This window comes from Priestia sp. YIM B13486 (assembly GCF_042787865.1).
GTDB lineage: Bacteria > Bacillota > Bacilli > Bacillales > Bacillaceae_H > Priestia > Priestia megaterium.
In genome coordinates this window covers 1-20,016 of the sequence record NZ_JBHZOZ010000020.1, presented here as the reverse complement: position 1 = coordinate 20,016, position 20,016 = coordinate 1, and the positions used below count along the sequence as shown (strand labels likewise).

Here is a 20,016-nt window from a genome sequence, read left to right as displayed (position 1 = left end):
TTTATGTTTTATGAGGCCGTGAAAGGGAATGAGCTCCACTTTCACAGCGTACATAAGTAGTTATACTTCAATAAAGAGTGAAAATCAATTATTCACCTTTATTTTTTTTAATAATTTCTTCTGAAATTGATTTAGGAACTTCTTCGTAGTGATCGAAGTGCATAGAATATGTTCCGCGACCTTGAGTGTTTGAACGTAATGCAGTTGCATAACCAAACATTTCAGAAAGTGGAACGAATGCACGTACAACTTGAGCGTTACCGCGTGCTTCCATACCTTCTACACGTCCACGACGAGACGTAATGTCACCCATGATATCTCCTAAGTATTCGTCAGGGATAACAACTTCAACCTTCATCATTGGTTCAAGGATAGCTGGGCTACATTTTGATACTGCGTTTTTAAGAGCCATAGAAGCGGCAATTTTAAACGCCATCTCACTTGAGTCAACGTCATGGTAAGATCCATCAACTAAAGCAGCTTTGATATCGATTAATGGATAACCAGCAACAACACCGTTTTGTAATGCATCTTCAAGACCAGCTTGAACTGCAGGGATGTATTCACGTGGAACTACACCACCAACGATTTTGTTCTCAAATTCAAAGCCTTTTCCTTCTTCGTTAGGTTCGAACTCAATCCAAACGTGACCGAATTGTCCACGACCACCAGATTGACGAGCGAATTTACCTTCAACTTTCGCACCAGCGCGGAAAGTTTCACGGTAAGCTACTTGAGGAGCACCAACGTTTGCTTCTACTTTGAATTCGCGACGCATACGGTCAACGATGATGTCAAGGTGAAGCTCACCCATACCAGAGATGATGATTTGACCAGTCTCTGTATTAGTTTCCGCACGGAAAGTTGGATCTTCTTCTTGTAACTTTTGAAGAGCTGTAGTCATTTTATCTTGGTCAGCTTTTGATTTTGGCTCAACAGATAAAGAGATAACTGGCTCTGGGAATTCCATAGACTCAAGAATTACAAGACTCTTTTCGTCACATAGAGTATCACCAGTAGAAGTATCTTTTAATCCTACAGCTGCCGCGATATCTCCAGCGTATACTTCAGAAATCTCTTCACGAGAGTTAGCATGCATTTGTAGGATACGACCTACACGCTCACGCTTACCTTTTGTAGAGTTCTTGATGTATGAACCAGAGCTTAGTACACCAGAGTACACACGGAAGAACGTTAATTTACCAACATAAGGATCCGTCATAACTTTGAACGCTAATGCTGAGAAAGGAGCGTTGTCGCTAGACTCACGCGTAACTTCTTCTTCTGTGTCAGGTACGATACCTTGGATTGATGGTACATCAACTGGAGATGGTAGGTAGTCAATTACTGCATCTAGCATTAATTGTACACCTTTGTTTTTGAATGCTGAACCACAGATAACTGGGTAGAATTCAACGTCACAAGTACCTTTACGGATACCAGCTTTTAGTTCTTCAACTGTAAGCTCGCCTTCGTCTAAGTACTTCATCATTAATTCTTCATCAAGTTCTGCAACAGCTTCTACTAAGCTTGCACGGTATTCTTCAGCTTGCTCTTTGTATTCCTCAGGAATTTCACGAGACTCTGAACGAGTACCTAAGTCATCTTCGTAGAAGTATGCTTTCATTTCCACTAGGTCAATGATTGCTTCGAACTCATCTTCAGCACCAATTGGCAACTGAATTGGGTGAGCATTTGCACCTAAACGATCGTGGATCGTTTTTACAGAGTACAAGAAGTCAGCACCAATTTTGTCCATTTTGTTAACGAATACGACACGGGGAACACCGTACGTAGTCGCTTGACGCCATACTGTTTCTGTTTGAGGCTCAACACCAGATTGAGCATCAAGAACTGCCACAGCTCCATCAAGTACACGTAATGAACGCTCAACTTCAACAGTGAAGTCTACGTGTCCAGGAGTATCGATGATGTTAACGCGGTGACCTTTCCAAGAAGCAGTTGTCGCAGCAGACGTGATAGTGATACCACGTTCTTGCTCTTGCTCCATCCAGTCCATTTGTGAAGCTCCTTCATGAGTTTCACCAATTTTATGGATACGGCCAGTATAATAAAGAACACGCTCAGTTGTTGTTGTTTTACCAGCATCAATGTGAGCCATGATCCCAATATTACGAGTGTTTTCTAAGGAGAACTCTCTTGCCATCTTAGGTATTTCTCCTTCCATATTATAATTTGTTTTTTAAAAAGTTTCGTTAAAAGATTACCAACGGTAATGAGCAAATGCTTTGTTAGCTTCTGCCATTTTGTGAGTATCTTCACGTTTCTTAACTGCAGCACCAGTGTTGTTAGCTGCATCAAGGATTTCGTTAGCTAAACGCTCTTCCATCGTTTTTTCTCCACGAAGACGAGCATAGTTTACTAACCAACGAAGACCTAAAGTAGTACGACGCTCTGGACGTACTTCTACAGGAACTTGGTAGTTAGAACCCCCTACACGGCGTGCTCTAACTTCTAGTACAGGCATGATGTTTTTAAGAGCTTGGTCGAATACTTCCATAGCTTCTTTACCACTGCGCTCTTGTACTAAATCGAATGCTCTATAAAGAATAGCTTGTGACTTACCGCGCTTTCCATCAAGCATCATTTTGTTGATTAAGCGAGATACAAGCTTAGAATTGTAAATCGGATCTGGTAATACGTCTCTTTTTGCAACAGGTCCCTTACGTGGCATTCTACTTCCTCCTTTCACTTTTAAAAGTTTATCTATTAATTGTTAAGCTATTATTTTTTAGCTGCTTTTGGTCGCTTAGTACCATATTTAGAACGACCTTGCATACGGCCATCCACACCAGCAGTATCAAGTGCACCACGTACGATATGGTAACGTACCCCTGGTAAATCTTTTACACGTCCACCGCGGATAAGTACCACGCTGTGTTCTTGTAAGTTGTGACCAATACCTGGGATATAAGCTGTTACCTCGATACCGTTTGTTAAACGTACACGAGCATATTTACGAAGAGCCGAGTTCGGTTTCTTCGGTGTCATAGTACCCACACGTGTACATACACCACGTTTTTGTGGAGAAGATTGGTTAGTTTGAGCTTTTTTGAAGCTGTTGTAACCTCTGTTTAAAGCAGGTGAGTCAGATTTTTTACCTTTACTCACACGACCATTACGGATTAATTGGTTAATAGTAGGCATTTAAATTTTCCTCCTTTCGCCTTTTGTAAGACCACACATCCAGGTGGTTCATTTTTTAGCAAAAAACAAAGTCTTTGAAACTAAAAGTTCAAAAACGTGTTAACTAATAATTGCAACAGTTGCAGCGTTAACTTCTATCCTACAAGCTTGACCAAGCTTTCGCATAGAAGGGACATACGTATACGGAACGTTTTCTTGCTGTGCTGTTTTTGCCACAATGGATGTGACATAAAAATCAGCGTCTTCAGCAATGATGACTTCCTTTACTGTACCTTTTTTTAATGCTTTCACCGTCTGCTTTGTTCCTACAATAATATGATCAGCCTGTAATACTTTTTCATAAGACATTATCATATCCTCCAAAGTAACAGGTAGTTTATAGGAGCACCTTTGATATAGTATCATTCCCTAGAATGGATGTCAACTAACGTTTTGTAGTTTTTTAAAAAAACATCCATTCTAGAGTAATGATTTTATAATTAGTCGATTGTTACCGTTTCTTCAGCTTGGTTTTTGATCGGTTCAGCATTACGATATCTCGTCATACCTGTACCAGCCGGAACTAGCTTACCAATGATAACATTCTCTTTAAGTCCAAGCAACTCATCACGTTTTCCTTTGATTGCAGCATCGGTAAGAACACGCGTTGTTTCTTGGAATGATGCAGCAGATAAGAAGGAATCAGTTTCAAGAGATGCTTTTGTAATACCAAGTAATACAGGACGACCCGTCGCTGGACGATTGCCTTCAAGTAATACTTTTTCATTTGCATCAGTGAATTGGTGAATATCAAGTAATGAACCTGGTAATACATCTGTATCTCCTGAATCCATTACGCGCACTTTACGAAGCATTTGGCGAACCATTACCTCTACGTGTTTATCTCCAATTTCTACCCCTTGCATACGGTATACTTTTTGCACCTCACGAAGCAAGTACTCTTGTACAGCCGTGATGTCTTTTACTTTTAGTAGTTCTTTAGGATCAATTGAACCTTCTGTTAATTCTTGACCACGTGCAATGCGCTGTCCTTCAATAACTTTCAGACGTGCACTGTACGGAGCTGTGTAAGAACGCGTTTCAATCTCTCCTTGAACAGTAATTTCATGTTGACGATCGCGTCCTTCAGAAATGCCGGCAATTGTACCTTCAATTTCAGAAATAACGGCTTGACCTTTAGGGTTACGCGCTTCGAAGATCTCTTGGATACGCGGTAAACCTTGAGTGATATCGTCTCCAGCAACCCCACCTGTATGGAATGTACGCATCGTTAACTGTGTACCTGGCTCACCGATAGATTGAGCAGCGATGATACCAACTGCTTCACCCACTTCAACTTCTGAACCAGTTGCAAGGTTACGACCGTAACATTTTTTACATACACCGTGGCGAGTGTTACAAGTGAATGCAGAACGAATCCATACTTCTTCAACACCAGCATCCACAATTGTTTCAGCTAGGTCTTCTGTAATTAGTTCGTTTTCTTTCACTAACACTTCGTTTGTTCCTGGGTGAAGTAGGGTTTTTCTTGCATAACGTCCAATTAGACGCTCATCAAGTTTCTCAATTTCTTCTGTTCCTTCTTTGATTGCAACAGCCAGAATACCGCGGTCTGTACCACAGTCGTCATCACGTACGATAACGTCTTGTGCCACGTCAACCAGACGACGAGTAAGGTAACCTGAGTCAGCAGTTTTAAGAGCCGTATCGGCAAGACCTTTACGTGCACCATGGGTAGAGATAAAGTACTCTAATACTGTTAAACCTTCACGGAAACTAGATTTGATTGGTAACTCAATGATACGACCAGACGGGTTGGCCATTAGTCCACGCATACCTGCAAGCTGAGTGAAGTTAGATGCGTTACCACGGGCACCAGAGTCACTCATCATGAAGATTGGGTTGCGTTTGTCTAATGACGCCATTAATTTACCTTGGATAACGTCTTTCGCGCTACTCCATACAGAGATAACACGCTCATAACGCTCATCTTCAGTAATTAAACCGCGACGGAATTGTTTTAGTACGTTATCTACTTTAGCTTGCGCTTCTGTTAAGATAACTTCTTTTTCTCCTAAAACCACGATATCAGCTACACCAACTGTAATACCGGCTTTAGTAGAATATTTGAAACCTAGGTCTTTCATACGGTCAAGCATTTTAGAAGTCTCAGTAATTTTGAAACGTTTAAATACTTCAGCGATAATATTACCTAAGATTTTTTTCTTAAACGGTGCGATAGCCGGTTGATTCTTGATGAATTCCTTCACATCTGCACCTTTTTCAACAAAGTACTTCTCAGGAGTTTTCACTTCTAAGTTTTCTCTTGTTGGTTCGTTAATGTATGGGAACGATTTTGGTAAAATTTCGTTGAAAACTAATTTACCAACCGTTGTAACAAGCAACTGTTGATTTTGTGCTTCTGTAAACGTTTCGTTGTTTAAAGAACCTGCATACACACCTACACGTGTATGAAGATGCACATAACCGTTTTGGTACGCTAATAGTGCTTCATTTGTATCCTTGAACACCATACCTTCTCCAACTGCCTCTTCACGCTCAAGCGTTAAGTAGTAGTTACCTAATACCATATCCTGTGAAGGTGTAACAACTGGTTTACCATCTTTAGGGTTCAAGATATTTTGAGCAGCAAGCATTAAGATACGTGCTTCTGCTTGTGCTTCTGCAGATAATGGAACGTGAACCGCCATTTGGTCACCGTCAAAGTCAGCGTTATATGCTGTACATACAAGCGGGTGAAGACGGATAGCGCGACCTTCTACAAGCGTAGGTTCAAATGCTTGAATACCTAGTCTGTGTAGCGTTGGTGCACGGTTTAAAAGAACTGGATGCTCTTTAATAACCGATTCTAATACGTCCCATACTTCAGGTTGCACGCGTTCAATTTTACGTTTTGCACTCTTGATGTTATGAGCTAAACCGCGTTCAACAAGCTCTTTCATTACGAAAGGTTTGAAAAGCTCTAACGCCATTTCTTTTGGAAGACCACATTGATACATCTTTAAGTTCGGACCTACAACGATTACCGAACGGCCAGAGTAGTCAACACGTTTACCTAATAAGTTTTGACGGAAGCGACCTTGCTTACCTTTTAACATGTGAGAAAGAGATTTTAATGGACGGTTACCTGGTCCTGTTACCGGACGTCCGCGACGACCATTATCGATTAATGCATCTACAGCTTCTTGAAGCATACGCTTTTCGTTTTGAACGATAATGCTAGGAGCTCCAAGGTCTAATAAACGCTTTAAGCGGTTGTTACGGTTAATTACACGACGATATAAATCATTTAGATCAGACGTAGCAAAGCGTCCACCATCTAATTGAACCATTGGACGAAGTTCTGGCGGAATAACCGGTAGAACGTCTAAAATCATCCAAGAAGGTTCGTTACCAGAATGACGGAAAGCCTCTAGTACTTCTAAACGTTTAATAGCACGTGTACGACGTTGACCTTGAGCAGTTTTCAATTCTTCTTTCAAAGCATCTACTTCTTTATCAAGATCGATGTCATGCAATAATTTCTTAACAGCTTCAGCACCCATTGCTGCATGGAAAGTTTGTCCGTACTTCTCACGATACGCACGGTATTCTTTCTCTGATAAAAGCTGTTTCTTTTCAAGTGGTGTATCACCAGCATCTGTTACTACATAAGAAGCAAAATAAATGATTTCCTCTAGCGCACGAGGGGACATGTCTAAGACAAGTCCCATGCGGCTAGGAATACCTTTAAAGTACCAAATATGAGAAACAGGTGCAGCTAGTTCGATATGACCCATGCGTTCACGACGAACTTTTGCGCGCGTAACTTCTACGCCGCAACGATCACATACAACACCTTTATAACGAACGCGCTTATATTTTCCGCAGTGACATTCCCAGTCCTTTTGTGGACCAAAAATACGCTCACAGAATAAGCCGTCTTTTTCAGGTTTTAACGTACGATAGTTGATCGTTTCAGGTTTTTTTACCTCACCGTACGACCAAGAACGAATTTTATCTGGCGAAGCTAGACCGATTTTCATATACTCAAAGTTATTTACATCTAGCAAGGAGCCTACCTCCCTTTTAATCTACAGGTTTTTTCCCTTAACGTTTATATGAAAGTAATTCCTTACTCTTTTGTGACAGGATCTTTTTGTCCTTCAGAAAGGCTTTCTTCGTTATCAGCAATAATTGATTCTGTTGGTTGCTCATGGTCCTCTTCTGAGTCCATGATATCAATTTCTTGCTCGTCAGCAGAAAGCATCTTCACATCCATACCTAAACTTTGCAGTTCTTTAATTAATACTTTGAACGATTCAGGTATGCCGGGTTCTGGAATGTTTTCACCTTTAACAATTGCTTCGTATGTTTTCACACGACCTACTACGTCATCTGATTTCACTGTTAAGATCTCTTGTAATGTGTAAGCAGCACCGTATGCTTCAAGTGCCCATACCTCCATCTCACCAAAACGCTGTCCACCGAACTGCGCTTTACCACCAAGTGGTTGTTGTGTAACAAGTGAGTATGGTCCAGTAGAACGAGCGTGAAGTTTATCGTCTACCATGTGAGCAAGTTTGATCATGTACATGATTCCTACTGATACACGGTTATCGAATGGTTCACCTGTTCGACCATCATATAGAACTGTTTTAGCATCACGAGACATGCCAGCTTCTTCGATTGTTGCCCAAACATCTTCCTCACGCGCACCATCAAATACTGGAGACGCAACGTGAATGCCAAGCTTACGAGCAGCCATACCTAAATGAAGCTCTAGCACCTGACCGATGTTCATACGAGATGGTACCCCTAATGGGTTTAACATGATGTCAATTGGCGTACCGTCTGGTAGATAAGGCATATCTTCTTCAGGTAAAATACGTGAAATTACACCTTTGTTACCGTGACGACCGGCCATTTTGTCACCTTCAGAAATTTTACGCTTCTGAACAATATATACACGGACTAATTGGTTTACACCTGGTGGTAATTCGTCGCCATCTTCACGGTTGAAGACTTTAACATCAAGAATGATTCCACCGCCGCCGTGCGGTACACGAAGAGAAGTATCACGAACTTCACGCGCTTTTTCACCGAAAATAGCGTGTAGAAGACGTTCTTCAGCTGTTAGTTCTGTTACACCTTTTGGCGTTACTTTACCAACTAAAAGATCTCCGTCTTTTACTTCTGCACCAATGCGGATGATTCCACGCTCATCTAAGTTACGAAGCGCATCTTCACCTACGTTTGGAATGTCACGCGTAATTTCTTCAGGTCCAAGCTTCGTATCACGAGACTCAGATTCATATTCTTCAATATGAACAGACGTATATACATCGTCTTTCACAAGGCGTTCACTCATGATGATGGCATCCTCATAGTTGTAACCATCCCATGTCATGAAACCAACCATTACGTTTCGTCCTAAAGCAAGCTCACCTTTTTCCATTGAAGGACCGTCGGCTAAGATCTCACCTTTTACTACTTCGTCGCCAACTGAAACAATTGGACGCTGGTTGTAACAAGTACCTTGGTTAGAACGAACAAATTTTAATAATTTGTATTGATCTAAGTTACCTTTAACTTTTTGTCCGTCTACTTCTTCATAGCGGCGAACAAAAATTTGTTTTGCTTCTACGCGCTCTACAACACCAGGATATTTACAAATCACGGCTGCACCAGAGTCTTTACCAGATACGTATTCCATACCTGTACCTACGATTGGTGCTTCAGGATTTAATAAAGGTACTGCTTGACGTTGCATGTTCGCACCCATTAATGCACGGTTAGAGTCATCGTTCTCTAAGAATGGGATACATGCTGTAGCGGCAGATACAACTTGTTTTGGTGATACATCCATATAATCTAAACGATCGCGACGGATAACCGTGTTTTCTCCACGGAAACGTGCAACGACATTTTCATCTAAGAATGAACCATCATCACCTAGACGAGCGTTCGCTTGGGCTACAACATAGTTATCTTCTTCATCAGCTGTTAAGTAGTCAATTCGCTCTGTCACTTTACCTGTTTCAGGATCGATACGACGGTAAGGTGTTTCGATGAAACCGAATTTGTTTACTTTTGCATAAGAAGATAGTGAGTTGATTAACCCGATATTCGGACCCTCTGGCGTTTCAATCGGACACATACGGCCATAGTGGGAGTAGTGAACGTCACGCACTTCGAAACCAGCGCGCTCACGAGTTAGACCACCAGGTCCTAGAGCTGAAAGACGACGTTTGTGCGTCAATTCGCCTAATGGATTCGTTTGATCCATGAACTGTGATAATTGAGAACTTCCAAAGAACTCTTTAATCGCCGCAATAACTGGGCGAATATTAATTAATTGTTGAGGTGTGATTGTATTCGTGTCTTGAATTGACATTCTTTCACGAACAACACGTTCCATACGAGATAAACCGATACGGAATTGGTTTTGTAACAATTCACCTACAGAACGCAGACGACGGTTACCTAAGTGGTCGATATCATCTGTGTCTCCTACTTGATGAAGCAAGTTAAAGAAGTAACTGATTGATGCTAAAATATCAGCAGGTGTGATATTTTTAACTTCTTCTGTTACATATGCGTTACCTGATACAGTGATGATTTTTTCACCTTCTGGATCATTTGGCGCATAAATCTTAATAGATTGTAATGTAACATCGTCTTCTACTACTCCACCAACCGGACTATAAGTCTTGAAGTTTACTCCACCTTCAAGCATCGGAATCAAGCGATCTAGCAGACGGCGGTCAATCATTGCGCCTTTTTCTGCAATAATTTCACCTGTTTCAGGATCAACTAATGTTTCAGCTAGCTTTTGATTAAATAAGCGATGTTTGATATGAAGCTTTTTATTAATTTTATAGCGACCTACGTTCGCTAAGTCATATCGTTTTGGATCAAAGAAGCGAGATACTAATAGAGACTTCGCATTCTCAACTGTCGGTGGTTCACCCGGACGTAAACGCTCATAGATTTCTAATAGCGCTTTTTCCGTTGTTTCCGTATTATCTTTTTCAAGCGTATTACGGATGTATTCATTATCACCGATTAAATCGATAATCTCTTGGTCAGAACCGAAACCTAGCGCGCGTAACAGCACTGTTACTGGCAGTTTACGAGTACGATCAATACGCACGTATACTACATCTTTTGCATCAGTTTCATATTCTAGCCATGCACCACGGTTAGGGATAACAGTTGCTGTATATCCTTTTTTACCGTTTTTATCAAGCTTTCCACTATAGTAAACACTTGGTGAACGAACCAACTGTGATACGATAACACGCTCAGCACCATTAATTACAAAGGTACCTGTTTCGGTCATCAATGGGAAATCTCCCATGAACACATCTTGGTCTTTTACTTCACCTGTTTCTTTATTAATTAACCGCACCTTAACACGAAGAGGTGCTGCATAAGTTACATCACGTTCTTTGGACTCTCCTACTGAATACTTTGGCTCACCTAAGCTGTAATCAATAAATTCTAGTGATAAGTTACCTGTAAAATCATCAATTGGAGAAATATCTTGGAACATTTCTCGTAAACCTTCATCTAAAAACCATTGGTATGAAGCCGTTTGAATCTCGATTAAGTTCGGTAACTCTAAAACTTCACTAATACGAGCATAACTTCTGCGTTGGCGGTGGCGTCCATACTGAACTAGTTGACCTGTCAACTGATTCACCCCTCAAATCAAGCGTTATTATTCAAAATATATAATAAACCATATGTTTATTATTGAACAAAAGAAAAATGGTCTCTTTAAATAGAAAACCACAATTTCATAAAAACGTACTATTGATTTTATTAGTTTTTCCCATATAATTCAAAATTATACCTTTTATTTTATGTATAACCCGAGCTTATATGGAATATTTATATATTGGCATTTTATAATGCTAACACACTAAAAAATATTAGTCAACATTTTTTAGCACATATGATATAATACCCTTTTTTCTTGTCTACTACTTCCACTTCATTAAATAGAGATTCTAATTTCGCAAGAGCAGATGGCGCTCCTTGCTTTTTCTGAATCACAATCCAAAGTTCTCCTTGGTCGGCAAGGTGATCTAATGATTTTTCTAGAATTTCATGAACAACTTTTTTACCCGCACGGATCGGCGGATTACTAAGAATAGCTGCAAAATTCGTTTCCTTCACATTTTCATAGCAAGAGCTTTGATAGATTGAAACATTTGATACTGAATTAACTTCAGCATTTTTTTGAGCTAGCGCTAATGCACGTTCATTAACATCAACCATATGAACGTTTCTTTGGCTGTCCTCTTTTGCAAGTGCCAACCCAATTGGGCCATATCCGCATCCAACATCCAGAAGCGGGCCGGGATTCTCGGGCATTTGAAACGTTTCAATTAACAGGCGCGATCCAAAATCGATCTCTTTTTTTGAAAAAACACCGCGGTCACTCGTAAATGAAAAAGAGGTTCCTCTCAATTCAAATGAAAAGCGCTCTTCATTACTTGCAGACGATGGTGTATTAGAAAAATAATGTTCTGTCAAAATAGAACCTCCTAATCAATATGTTCTTCTTTACTATAAATGAAAAGGATGACAGAAGCAAAAAAGCTCGCTTGTACAAGCGAGCTTTTTTATATCAGTTGTTAAGCAATAATTACTTAACTTCTACAGAAGCGCCAACTTCTTCAAGTTTAGCTTTTGCTTCTTCAGCTTCTTCTTTAGAAATACCTTCTTTAAGAGCTTTTGGAGCGTTATCAACGATTTCTTTAGCTTCTTTTAAGCCAAGACCAGTGATTTCACGTACTACTTTGATAACTTTGATTTTTTGTCCGCCAGCACTTTCAAGTACTAGGTCAAATTCAGTTTTCTCAGCAGCAGCTTCACCAGCAGCACCGCCAGCTACAGCTACAGGAGCAGCAGCAGTTACGCCAAATTCTTCTTCGATTGCTTTTACTAAATCGTTAAGTTCTAAAACAGTCATATTTTTAACTGCTTCAATGATTTGTTCTTGAGTCATTGTTAATTTCCTCCTTGTGATTGTGTTATATATAACAGACTAGATTATGCACCTTGTTCTTCTTTTTGATCTGCCACAGCTTTTGTAGCAAGAGCAAGGTTGCGAATTGGAGCTTGAAGCACGCTAAGCAACATAGAAAGTAAGCCTTCGCGAGATGGTAGTTCTGCAAGTGCTTTAATTTCTTCAACAGATGCAACATTACCTTCAATTACACCAGCTTTGATTTCTAACGCTTCGTGTTCTTTCGCGAAGTTGTTTAAAATTTTAGCTGGAGCAACAACATCTTCTCCACCAAATGCGATTGCATTTGGACCTACTAACGCATCATTAAGATCTGTTAGTTCAAGTTTTTCTACAGCACGGCGAGTTAAAGTGTTTTTGTAAACTTTGAACTCAATGCCTGCTTCACGTAATTGCTTACGAAGTTCAGTAACTTCAGCAACATTCAAACCACGGTAGTCAACGACAACTATTGAGTTACTCGCTTGAAGTTTTTCAGCAATTTCGTCTACGACTTGTTTCTTTTGTTCAATTACGTTGCTCATCTTTACACCTCCTGTAGATTTCCTTCCGTACACTCAGACAAGGTGCAATAAAAAACCTCCATGACAATAAAGACATGGAGGTGTAGTAAGCGAACCATAACGTTTCACTAATTTATCTCACACACCTCGGTAGGAAATTAAGCTTTGCAGCACCTACTGTCTACGGTACAAATGTTATTCTTTTTAACAACATTATCTATTATAATCAGGGACTTTCAAAAAGTCAACACCGATTTATTTCCAAATTTATTAAGCAGAGAATGAAGCAGTATCAACTTTGATACCAGGGCCCATTGTTGAAGTAACAGCTACGTTCTTCATGTATGTGCCTTTTGCTGCTGCCGGCTTAGCTTTTACCATAGTTTCGAAGATTGTAGTGAAGTTTTCAACTAACTTGCTCTCTTCGAAAGATACTTTACCGATTGGTACGTGGATGTTACCAGCTTTATCAACGCGGTATTCTACTTTACCAGCTTTGATTTCGTTAACTGCTTTTTGAACATCAAATGTTACTGTACCAGTTTTAGGGTTTGGCATTAAACCTTTAGGTCCTAATACACGACCAAGTTTACCGACTTCACCCATCATATCTGGAGTAGCTACGATTACATCGAACTCGAACCAACCTTGTTGGATTTTGTTGATGTAGTCAGCATCGCCAACGTAGTCAGCGCCTGCAGCTTCAGCTTCTTTAGCTTTTTCGCCTTTAGCGAATACTAATACACGTTGAGTTTTACCTGTACCGTTTGGTAGTACTACTGCACCACGAATTTGTTGGTCAGCTTTCTTAGGGTCAACTCCTAAACGGAATGCTACTTCTACAGTTGCATCAAATTTAGTTGTGTTTGTTTTCTTTACTAATTCAATCGCTTCTTGTACTGAATAAGTTTGTGTACGATCTACAAGCTTAGCAGCTTCAACGTACTTTTTACCTTTTTTAGCCATTTTTGTTTCCTCCTTATGTGGTTTTAACGGAATAACCTCCCACTAATAAAGGTTGCGAGCATAGGAAAACTTCCATTTCTCGCAACCTTCTAACACCCAATCAAATGGAATTAGTCTTCAACTACGATTCCCATACTGCGCGCTGTACCTTCTACCATGCGCATTGCAGATTCAACGCTAGCAGCGTTTAAGTCAGGCATTTTAGTTTCAGCAATCTCACGCACTTTGTCACGCTTGACTGTTGCAACTTTATTACGGTTTGGTTCACCAGAACCAGACTCAATACCAGCCGCTTTCTTAAGTAGTACAGCAGCAGGTGGAGTTTTCGTAATAAATGTAAATGAACGGTCTTCAAATACCGTGATTTCAACAGGAATGATAAGACCAGCTTGATCAGCTGTGCGAGCGTTAAACTCCTTACAGAAACCCATGATGTTAACACCGGCTTGACCTAATGCAGGACCAACTGGTGGCGCTGGATTTGCTTTACCTGCAGGAATTTGTAACTTAACAAGTTTAATTACTTTTTTAGCCACGAGACACACCTCCTTAAGTCCGTGATGTGGTAATAGGGCGATGCCCTCCCACTCAATGTTCTTTATATATAAAATAAAGAAATAGTTGTTTTAGTCTCTAGTTTTGAGACATACTGACTTATGAAATATTAACATTAAACTTCATGAATTGCAAGGTCTTACAGATTATATTTTTTCAATTTGTGTAAAGTCTAGCTCTACTGGCGTTTGTCTTCCGAACATATCCACATGAACCTTAACTTTACGTTTATCTGTATCGATTTCTTCAATGGTACCTTCGAAGTTTGCAAACGGACCTTCTTGAACCAATACTGTTTCTTTTAGTTCAAAGTCAAAGTCAGCATGCTTCTCGTCCATGCCCATTTGTTTTAAGATCATTTCTACTTCTTCTGGTAGAAGAGCAGTTGGCTTTGAGCCAGAACCTGCTGAACCTACAAAGCCCGTAACGCCAGGTGTATTACGAACTACATACCATGAATCATCCGTCATGATGATTTCAACTAACACGTACCCTGGAAATACTTTTTTCTTTGTAATCTTTTCTTTGTTGTTCTTAATTTCTCTTTCTTCTTCTTCAGGAACAACAACGCGAAAAATTTTATCTTGCATACCCATTGTTTCTACGCGCTTTTCTAAATTTGTTTTTACTTTATTTTCATATCCAGAATAAGTATGGACTACATACCAATTTTTCTCCATTTCTGAGGACTATACGTCCTTCCCTCCCAGCTCACTATAAAATAAGATGTCCTAATCTATTGCACAGACAACGCACTAGGAAAATAGTTGACTCCTAGCACAATCATTCTTAAAGCAAATTAAAAAACCCGTCTCCGGGCTTTTCTGAAAAAAACATAATTTAGCTTTATTATACCATGATTCAAGTCAATTTATTCAAGGGATTAAACGAATAAGTGACGAAATTCCGTAATCAACTACTACAAAAAAGAGTGTCATAAATACAACTGTAGAAATAACAGTAATTGTATAACGAGTTAGCTCATTTTTTTTAGGCCAACTTACCTTCTTCATCTCACGCCCAACATCACGCAAGAAATTTCCTACACGGTTCATGTTTGTAACCTCCAATAAATTAAAAGGGGTATTAGTCTGTGCAGATTATTGATCTACTTTGTTTCACGATGAATCGTATGTGCGTTACACGTTTTGCAAAACTTCTTCATTTCTAAACGCTCTTCGTTTTGCTGTGTGTTTTTCATAGTCGTATAGTTACGACTAGCGCATTGCACACACGCAAGTACAACTTTTTTACGCATAATGTCAACCACCTATAGAGTGATAATGTCTATAAAAAAGTATCACAGACTTTCTTAGCATGTCAATATGAGGATAGAAGGCTACATTGTGATTTCACGAATCTCGAGGTAGCGCTCTAATTTCCTCTTCACACGCTGAAGTGCATTATCGATGGATTTGACGTGGCGGTTTAACTCTTCTGAAATCTCTTGATAAGATTGACCATCTAAATAAAGAACGAGAACTTTTCGCTCAAGATCACTTAAAAGTTCAGCCATCTTTAATTCAATATCATCAAACTTCTCTCGATTAATGAGCAACTCTTCTGGATTTGCTACTTTTGTCCCCGAAATAACATCCATTAAGGTTCGGTCGGACTCTTCATCATATATTGGCTTGTCCAATGATACATAAGAGTTTAATGGAATATGTTTTTGCCTTGTTGCGGTTTTAATAGCGGTAATAATTTGCCTGGTAATGCAAAGTTCAGCAAAAGCTTTAAACGAAGTTAGCTTATCTTCTCTAAAATCTCTAATTGCCTTATATAACCCTATCATACCTTCTTGTACAATATCTTCACGGTCTGCCCCAATTAAAAAATATGACCGCGCCTTTGCTCGCACAAAGTTTTTGTATTTATGAATCAAATACTCTAATGCGTCAATATCGCCTTTATGCACAAGATCGACAACTGTTTCATCCTCTTGTTGTTCGAAATGAGCATGCAGTTTTCTCCCATAATTATCGCCCATATCGATCCCCCCGACCGCACAGTAGATAGAAATATTATACAGTAGCTAATTCCGTACCGTCAATAACCTCACCGCTGTCCCCGACGCCATTTTTCGAAAATTTCGGCTACTTGATTGGAAAGTTGAATGCGTGCCGCTGGCTTTTGATTTTGAATAGACTTCACATCAAGATTAATATGTTTCTCAATCTGCTCAATTTCGTTGTACAATTCTCGAGCAGAAATTCTGAGCGCACCTTGTCCAAAGATTGCCCACTGCTCCGTGAAATCAGATGTAGCAACATGAATCTGTGTCTTTACATTGTTTAGCTCTTGAGCCAGCTTTTCAATGTACTCATCCGCTGTTTCATTTTCTCTTGTAAATACAACGTCAACCTTATGATTTTTTGCCTTCTTTTCAATTCCTTCGACCATATGAGCATCGAAGACAATAATGACACGATACCCCATATATGCTTGATACTCTGCCATCTTTTCGATTAACAGGTCTCGAGCACCGGCTAAATCATTATCTCTAAGCTTTCTTAGGTCGGGCCACGCACCTATCATGTTATAACCATCCACCAGTAGAATATCCATTCTTATTCACCTAGAGGATGGCGTTTTCGGTAAACCTCATACATGAGAAGACTAGCTGCTACAGATGCATTTAACGATGTAACATGCCCAACCATTGGAAGCTGTACAAGGAAGTCGCATTTTTCACGAATCAAACGACTCATGCCTTTTCCTTCGCTTCCAATAACTAACGTAAGCGGCATACCTCCATCTAAGTTGCGATAATCATCGCTTTCTTTCGCATCTGTTCCAACAATCCATACGCCTCGATCTTTTAATTCATCAATCGTCCTTGATAGGTTTGTTACCCTTGCTACGGGAACATGTTCAATCGCTCCTGTAGAGGCCTTAGCTACAGTGGCCGTTAATCCAACTGAACGGCGCTTTGGAATAATAATGCCGTGTGCGCCAACGGCATCGGCTGTTCGCATAATAGAACCTAAATTATGGGGATCTTCAAGCTCATCTAGCAGAAGAAAAAACGGACTTTCATTACGTTTTTCCGCTAAGTTAAATAAATCATCTAACTCTGCATATTGATAAGCAGCAACTTGTGCAGCTACTCCTTGATGAATACCTTCTACCATTTGCTCAATTTTCTTTTTCGGTACAAACTGCACCAATACACCATTACGTTTTGCTAACTGCGTGATTTGCCCCATAGAACCGCCTTGCGATCCTTCGGCAATCCATAGTTTGTTAATGTCGCGCCCAGACTTTAGGGCTTCTAGGACCGGATTACGTCCAATGATAAATTCATGTTCCATGATTCATTCCTCCCTCTCCTTCATCGACGAAAGAGATAGCTTTAGTAATAAGTTCCATCATTCTTTCTTCTTCACCTAAAAGATACAAATAGCCTACGACCGCTTCAAATGCCGTACTGTAGCGATACGTTTGCACATCTGTGTTTTTAGGGACTGTACCGGACTTTGCATTGCGTCCTCGGCGCAGTACACCTTCTTCTTCTTCAGTAAAAAAGTTTTCATTTTTAAAATAATATACGATTTGCGCTTGTGCTTTTGCTGATACGTATTTTTTAGCTTTATTATGAAGCTGGTTAGGGCGCACTGTCCCTAACACCAGCAGGTGGCGGCGAACATGTAAATCAAACACCGCATCACCCATATAAGCAAGAGCTAAGCTATTTAGCTGTTTTACATCTAATTTACTGCTGCTCATAACACTATTATCCTCTTTTCCATCTTGTTCCTTGCGCCGTATCTTCTAAAATAATATTTTTAGCCTTTAATTCATCTCGAATTTGATCTGCTAATTGGAAATTACGATCTTTACGAGCCTGAATACGATCTTGGATCAATTGATCAATTTCTTCGTCTAGAAGTTCAGCTTCTCCAAACGTAATGCCTATTGCAGCACCTAGTTCTTTAAACTCTTTAATAAAGGCTTCAATTACATCTGTAGACGTTGTTTGTTCTAATAAATACAAGTTAGCTTGCTTTGCTAGCTCGAACAGAACAGAAATGGCATTTGCCGTATTAAAATCATCATCCATCTCTTCAACAAACGTTTCGCGAAGCTCTTTTAGCTTTTCGAACCATTCTGAAGCATCTTCTTGAAGATTTGTTGCTGCCTCTAGACGGTGAGTTAAGTTGCCGTAAGCTGTTTGCAGACGCTCAAACCCTTTGCGCGTATTCTCTAAAATTTCTTCGTTATAGTTAATTGGGTGACGATAGTGAACGGATAAAATAAAGAATCGAAGTAGGGACGGATCATGCTTTTTAATAATGTCATGAACTAACACGAAGTTCCCTAGTGATTTAGACATCTTTTCATTATCAATATTGATATATCCGTTATGAAGCCAGTATTTCGCAAACGATTTCCCAGTGAGCGCTTCTGATTGGGCAATTTCATTTTCGTGATGAGGGAAAGCTAAATCCTGACCGCCTGCGTGGATATCAATTGTATCACCTAAATACTTGCGTGCCATCGCAGAGCACTCGATATGCCAGCCTGGTCTTCCTTGACCCCAAGGGCTATCCCATGCGATTTCTCCATCTTTGGTTGCTTTCCAAAGAGTAAAGTCTAATGGATCTTCTTTCTTTTCTCCAACTTCGATACGAGCACCGGATTGCAATTCATCAATAGATTGATGTGATAATTTTCCGTATCCTTCAAACTTACGTGTACGATAGTATACATCACCCTCTGACTCATATGCATATCCTTTTCTCACCAGTTCATCAATGAACTCAATAATGATATCCATATTTTCAGTTACGCGTGGATGCACATCGGCATGCTTGCATCCAAGAGCTGACGTATCTTCAAAGTAAGCATCGATAAAGCGGTTTGCGATCGTTGGAACATCTTCTCCTAACTCTTTTGCTGCCTTAATTAATTTATCATCCACATCTGTGAAGTTTGAGACATACTCTACATCGTAGCCTCTAAATTCTAAATAGCGGCGCACCGTATCAAATACGATTGCAGGACGCGCATTTCCAATATGAATATAGTTATACACGGTCGGTCCGCACACGTACATTTTGACTTTGTTTTCTTCTAGCGGTACAAATGTCTCTTTTTGACGTGTTAACGTGTTATATAGCTTAATTGCCATGGTGAATCTTCCCTTCTTTTAATTCCTTTAATTGATTTTGCAGGTGTAAAATTTCTTTCTCTAGCTGTTTAAAACGCTCTGCATCTGGATCTGGCAAATCTTGATGATTCAAATCTTTTGGAATCCGGACGCCATTTTGAATGACGACTCGGCCAGGGATACCAACAACCGTTGAGTTTTCTGGGACGTCATTTAACACAACTGAGCCCGCTCCAATTTTGGAGTGCGCATGAATCGTAATCGACCCTAGTACTTTAGCACCTGTTGCAATTAAGACATTGTCTTCGATCGTCGGGTGACGCTTTCCTTTTTCTTTCCCTGTTCCTCCGAGTGTTACTCCTTGATATACTGTTACATTATCTCCAATTTCGCACGTTTCCCCAATCACAATTCCCATTCCGTGGTCAATAAAAAAGCGGCGGCCAATTTTCGCACCCGGATGGATTTCAATCCCTGTGAAGAATCGGCTAATTTGTGAGATTACACGTGCCAGAAAAAACCACTTTCTTTTAAAAAGCCCGTGAGCGAATCTATGTGCCCAAATAGCATGCAACCCCGAATAGGTTAATATCACTTCAATATAACTTCTTGCTGCAGGATCTTGTTCAAATATGGCTTCAATGTCTTCCTTTAACAACTTTAGCATC

At 40.0% G+C, this 20,016-nt stretch carries 20 protein-coding genes and 1 other annotated feature; all 20 genes read right to left on the bottom strand.

Translation table 11 applies throughout. The features are described 5' to 3' along the window. Positions 1 to 88 precede the first annotated feature (88 nt). Positions 89 to 2,167, bottom strand: coding sequence for an elongation factor G (gene fusA / locus ACFX4G_RS26780; protein WP_043982712.1), 2,079 nt, complete (start codon positions 2,165 to 2,167; stop codon positions 89 to 91). 57 nt (positions 2,168 to 2,224) lie between these two features. Further along, positions 2,225 to 2,695 carry a 30S ribosomal protein S7 gene (rpsG, locus tag ACFX4G_RS26775; protein WP_013054923.1) on the bottom strand — a complete coding sequence of 157 codons (471 nt, stop codon included), beginning with the start codon at positions 2,693 to 2,695 and terminating at the stop codon, positions 2,225 to 2,227. 50 nt (positions 2,696 to 2,745) lie between these two features. Beyond that, the gene (gene rpsL / locus ACFX4G_RS26770; protein WP_013054922.1) at positions 2,746 to 3,168 is read right to left on the bottom strand and encodes a 30S ribosomal protein S12; all 423 of its coding nucleotides are present in this window, start codon (positions 3,166 to 3,168) and stop codon (positions 2,746 to 2,748) included. A 99-nt stretch (positions 3,169 to 3,267) separates the two neighbouring features. Continuing rightward, positions 3,268 to 3,516 (bottom strand): 50S ribosomal protein L7ae-like protein, encoded by a 249-nt coding sequence (locus ACFX4G_RS26765; RefSeq protein WP_013054921.1) that lies wholly within the window; start codon positions 3,514 to 3,516, stop codon positions 3,268 to 3,270. Positions 3,517 to 3,647: 131 nt separating this feature from the next. Next, the gene (rpoC, locus tag ACFX4G_RS26760) at positions 3,648 to 7,241 is read right to left on the bottom strand and encodes a DNA-directed RNA polymerase subunit beta' (RefSeq protein WP_013081369.1); all 3,594 of its coding nucleotides are present in this window, start codon (positions 7,239 to 7,241) and stop codon (positions 3,648 to 3,650) included. A gap of 62 nt (positions 7,242 to 7,303) precedes the next feature. Next, on the bottom strand, positions 7,304 to 10,867 hold the full coding sequence (gene rpoB, locus ACFX4G_RS26755; protein ID WP_013081368.1) for a DNA-directed RNA polymerase subunit beta: 3,564 nt from the start codon (positions 10,865 to 10,867) through the stop codon (positions 7,304 to 7,306). Between the two features lie 245 nt (positions 10,868 to 11,112). Beyond that, the gene (locus ACFX4G_RS26750) at positions 11,113 to 11,715 is read right to left on the bottom strand and encodes a class I SAM-dependent methyltransferase (protein ID WP_097825353.1); all 603 of its coding nucleotides are present in this window, start codon (positions 11,713 to 11,715) and stop codon (positions 11,113 to 11,115) included. Between the two features lie 112 nt (positions 11,716 to 11,827). Continuing rightward, positions 11,828 to 12,190, bottom strand: a complete 363-nt coding sequence (gene rplL, locus ACFX4G_RS26745; RefSeq protein WP_013054917.1) for a 50S ribosomal protein L7/L12 — start codon at positions 12,188 to 12,190, stop codon at positions 11,828 to 11,830. Between the two features lie 44 nt (positions 12,191 to 12,234). Beyond that, positions 12,235 to 12,735, bottom strand: a complete 501-nt coding sequence (gene rplJ / locus ACFX4G_RS26740) for a 50S ribosomal protein L10 (protein WP_013054916.1) — start codon at positions 12,733 to 12,735, stop codon at positions 12,235 to 12,237. Between the two features lie 40 nt (positions 12,736 to 12,775). Beyond that, positions 12,776 to 12,919, bottom strand: a sequence feature (ribosomal protein L10 leader region). 65 nt (positions 12,920 to 12,984) lie between these two features. After that, complete coding sequence (gene rplA / locus ACFX4G_RS26735) at positions 12,985 to 13,680, bottom strand: 50S ribosomal protein L1 (protein WP_013054915.1); 696 nt, start codon at positions 13,678 to 13,680, stop codon at positions 12,985 to 12,987. Between the two features lie 110 nt (positions 13,681 to 13,790). Beyond that, a complete protein-coding gene (gene rplK, locus ACFX4G_RS26730; RefSeq protein WP_013054914.1) occupies positions 13,791 to 14,216 on the bottom strand; it encodes a 50S ribosomal protein L11 in 426 nt (141 codons plus the stop codon). 165 nt (positions 14,217 to 14,381) lie between these two features. Then, complete coding sequence (nusG, locus tag ACFX4G_RS26725) at positions 14,382 to 14,915, bottom strand: transcription termination/antitermination protein NusG (RefSeq protein WP_013054913.1); 534 nt, start codon at positions 14,913 to 14,915, stop codon at positions 14,382 to 14,384. Positions 14,916 to 15,110: 195 nt separating this feature from the next. Next, complete coding sequence (secE, locus tag ACFX4G_RS26720) at positions 15,111 to 15,290, bottom strand: preprotein translocase subunit SecE (RefSeq protein WP_013054912.1); 180 nt, start codon at positions 15,288 to 15,290, stop codon at positions 15,111 to 15,113. 53 nt (positions 15,291 to 15,343) lie between these two features. Beyond that, positions 15,344 to 15,493, bottom strand: a complete 150-nt coding sequence (gene rpmG, locus ACFX4G_RS26715) for a 50S ribosomal protein L33 (protein WP_013081365.1) — start codon at positions 15,491 to 15,493, stop codon at positions 15,344 to 15,346. Positions 15,494 to 15,574: 81 nt separating this feature from the next. Beyond that, positions 15,575 to 16,225: an RNA polymerase sporulation sigma factor SigH gene (gene sigH, locus ACFX4G_RS26710; RefSeq protein WP_013054910.1), complete on the bottom strand. Its 651-nt coding sequence runs from the start codon at positions 16,223 to 16,225 to the stop codon at positions 15,575 to 15,577. Positions 16,226 to 16,293: 68 nt separating this feature from the next. Beyond that, positions 16,294 to 16,803 carry an NYN domain-containing protein gene (locus ACFX4G_RS26705; protein ID WP_013081364.1) on the bottom strand — a complete coding sequence of 170 codons (510 nt, stop codon included), beginning with the start codon at positions 16,801 to 16,803 and terminating at the stop codon, positions 16,294 to 16,296. A 2-nt stretch (positions 16,804 to 16,805) separates the two neighbouring features. Beyond that, positions 16,806 to 17,549, bottom strand: a complete 744-nt coding sequence (rlmB, locus tag ACFX4G_RS26700; RefSeq protein ID WP_043982715.1) for a 23S rRNA (guanosine(2251)-2'-O)-methyltransferase RlmB — start codon at positions 17,547 to 17,549, stop codon at positions 16,806 to 16,808. After that, complete coding sequence (locus ACFX4G_RS26695; protein ID WP_013054907.1) at positions 17,539 to 17,964, bottom strand: Mini-ribonuclease 3; 426 nt, start codon at positions 17,962 to 17,964, stop codon at positions 17,539 to 17,541. The genes rlmB and ACFX4G_RS26695 overlap by 11 nt, the downstream gene beginning before the upstream one ends. Positions 17,965 to 17,971: 7 nt before the next feature. Then, complete coding sequence (gene cysS, locus ACFX4G_RS26690) at positions 17,972 to 19,369, bottom strand: cysteine--tRNA ligase (protein WP_043982717.1); 1,398 nt, start codon at positions 19,367 to 19,369, stop codon at positions 17,972 to 17,974. After that, the gene (gene cysE, locus ACFX4G_RS26685) at positions 19,359 to 20,015 is read right to left on the bottom strand and encodes a serine O-acetyltransferase (protein ID WP_025753192.1); all 657 of its coding nucleotides are present in this window, start codon (positions 20,013 to 20,015) and stop codon (positions 19,359 to 19,361) included. The genes cysS and cysE overlap by 11 nt, the downstream gene beginning before the upstream one ends. Between the last annotated feature and the right edge of the window lies 1 nt (position 20,016).

Bases quoted from the DNA above. Each gene is read 5' to 3' on its own strand.
- cysE (WP_025753192.1), bottom strand. From the start codon at position 20,015: ATGCTAAAGTTGTTAAAGGAAGACATTGAAGCCATATTTGAACAAGAT.
- ACFX4G_RS26765 (WP_013054921.1), bottom strand. From the start codon at position 3,516: ATGTCTTATGAAAAAGTATTACAGGCTGATCATATTATTGTAGGAACA.
- nusG (WP_013054913.1), bottom strand. From the start codon at position 14,915: ATGGAGAAAAATTGGTATGTAGTCCATACTTATTCTGGATATGAAAAT.
- fusA (WP_043982712.1), bottom strand. From the start codon at position 2,167: ATGGCAAGAGAGTTCTCCTTAGAAAACACTCGTAATATTGGGATCATG.
- secE (WP_013054912.1), bottom strand. From the start codon at position 15,290: ATGAACCGTGTAGGAAATTTCTTGCGTGATGTTGGGCGTGAGATGAAG.
- rlmB (WP_043982715.1), bottom strand. From the start codon at position 17,549: ATGGAACATGAATTTATCATTGGACGTAATCCGGTCCTAGAAGCCCTA.
- rpsL (WP_013054922.1), bottom strand. From the start codon at position 3,168: ATGCCTACTATTAACCAATTAATCCGTAATGGTCGTGTGAGTAAAGGT.
- rplA (WP_013054915.1), bottom strand. From the start codon at position 13,680: ATGGCTAAAAAAGGTAAAAAGTACGTTGAAGCTGCTAAGCTTGTAGAT.
- sigH (WP_013054910.1), bottom strand. From the start codon at position 16,225: ATGGGCGATAATTATGGGAGAAAACTGCATGCTCATTTCGAACAACAA.
- rpmG (WP_013081365.1), bottom strand. From the start codon at position 15,493: ATGCGTAAAAAAGTTGTACTTGCGTGTGTGCAATGCGCTAGTCGTAAC.
- cysS (WP_043982717.1), bottom strand. From the start codon at position 19,369: ATGGCAATTAAGCTATATAACACGTTAACACGTCAAAAAGAGACATTT.
- rpsG (WP_013054923.1), bottom strand. From the start codon at position 2,695: ATGCCACGTAAGGGACCTGTTGCAAAAAGAGACGTATTACCAGATCCG.
- rplJ (WP_013054916.1), bottom strand. From the start codon at position 12,735: ATGAGCAACGTAATTGAACAAAAGAAACAAGTCGTAGACGAAATTGCT.
- ACFX4G_RS26695 (WP_013054907.1), bottom strand. From the start codon at position 17,964: ATGAGCAGCAGTAAATTAGATGTAAAACAGCTAAATAGCTTAGCTCTT.
- ACFX4G_RS26705 (WP_013081364.1), bottom strand. From the start codon at position 16,803: ATGGATATTCTACTGGTGGATGGTTATAACATGATAGGTGCGTGGCCC.
- rplL (WP_013054917.1), bottom strand. From the start codon at position 12,190: ATGACTCAAGAACAAATCATTGAAGCAGTTAAAAATATGACTGTTTTA.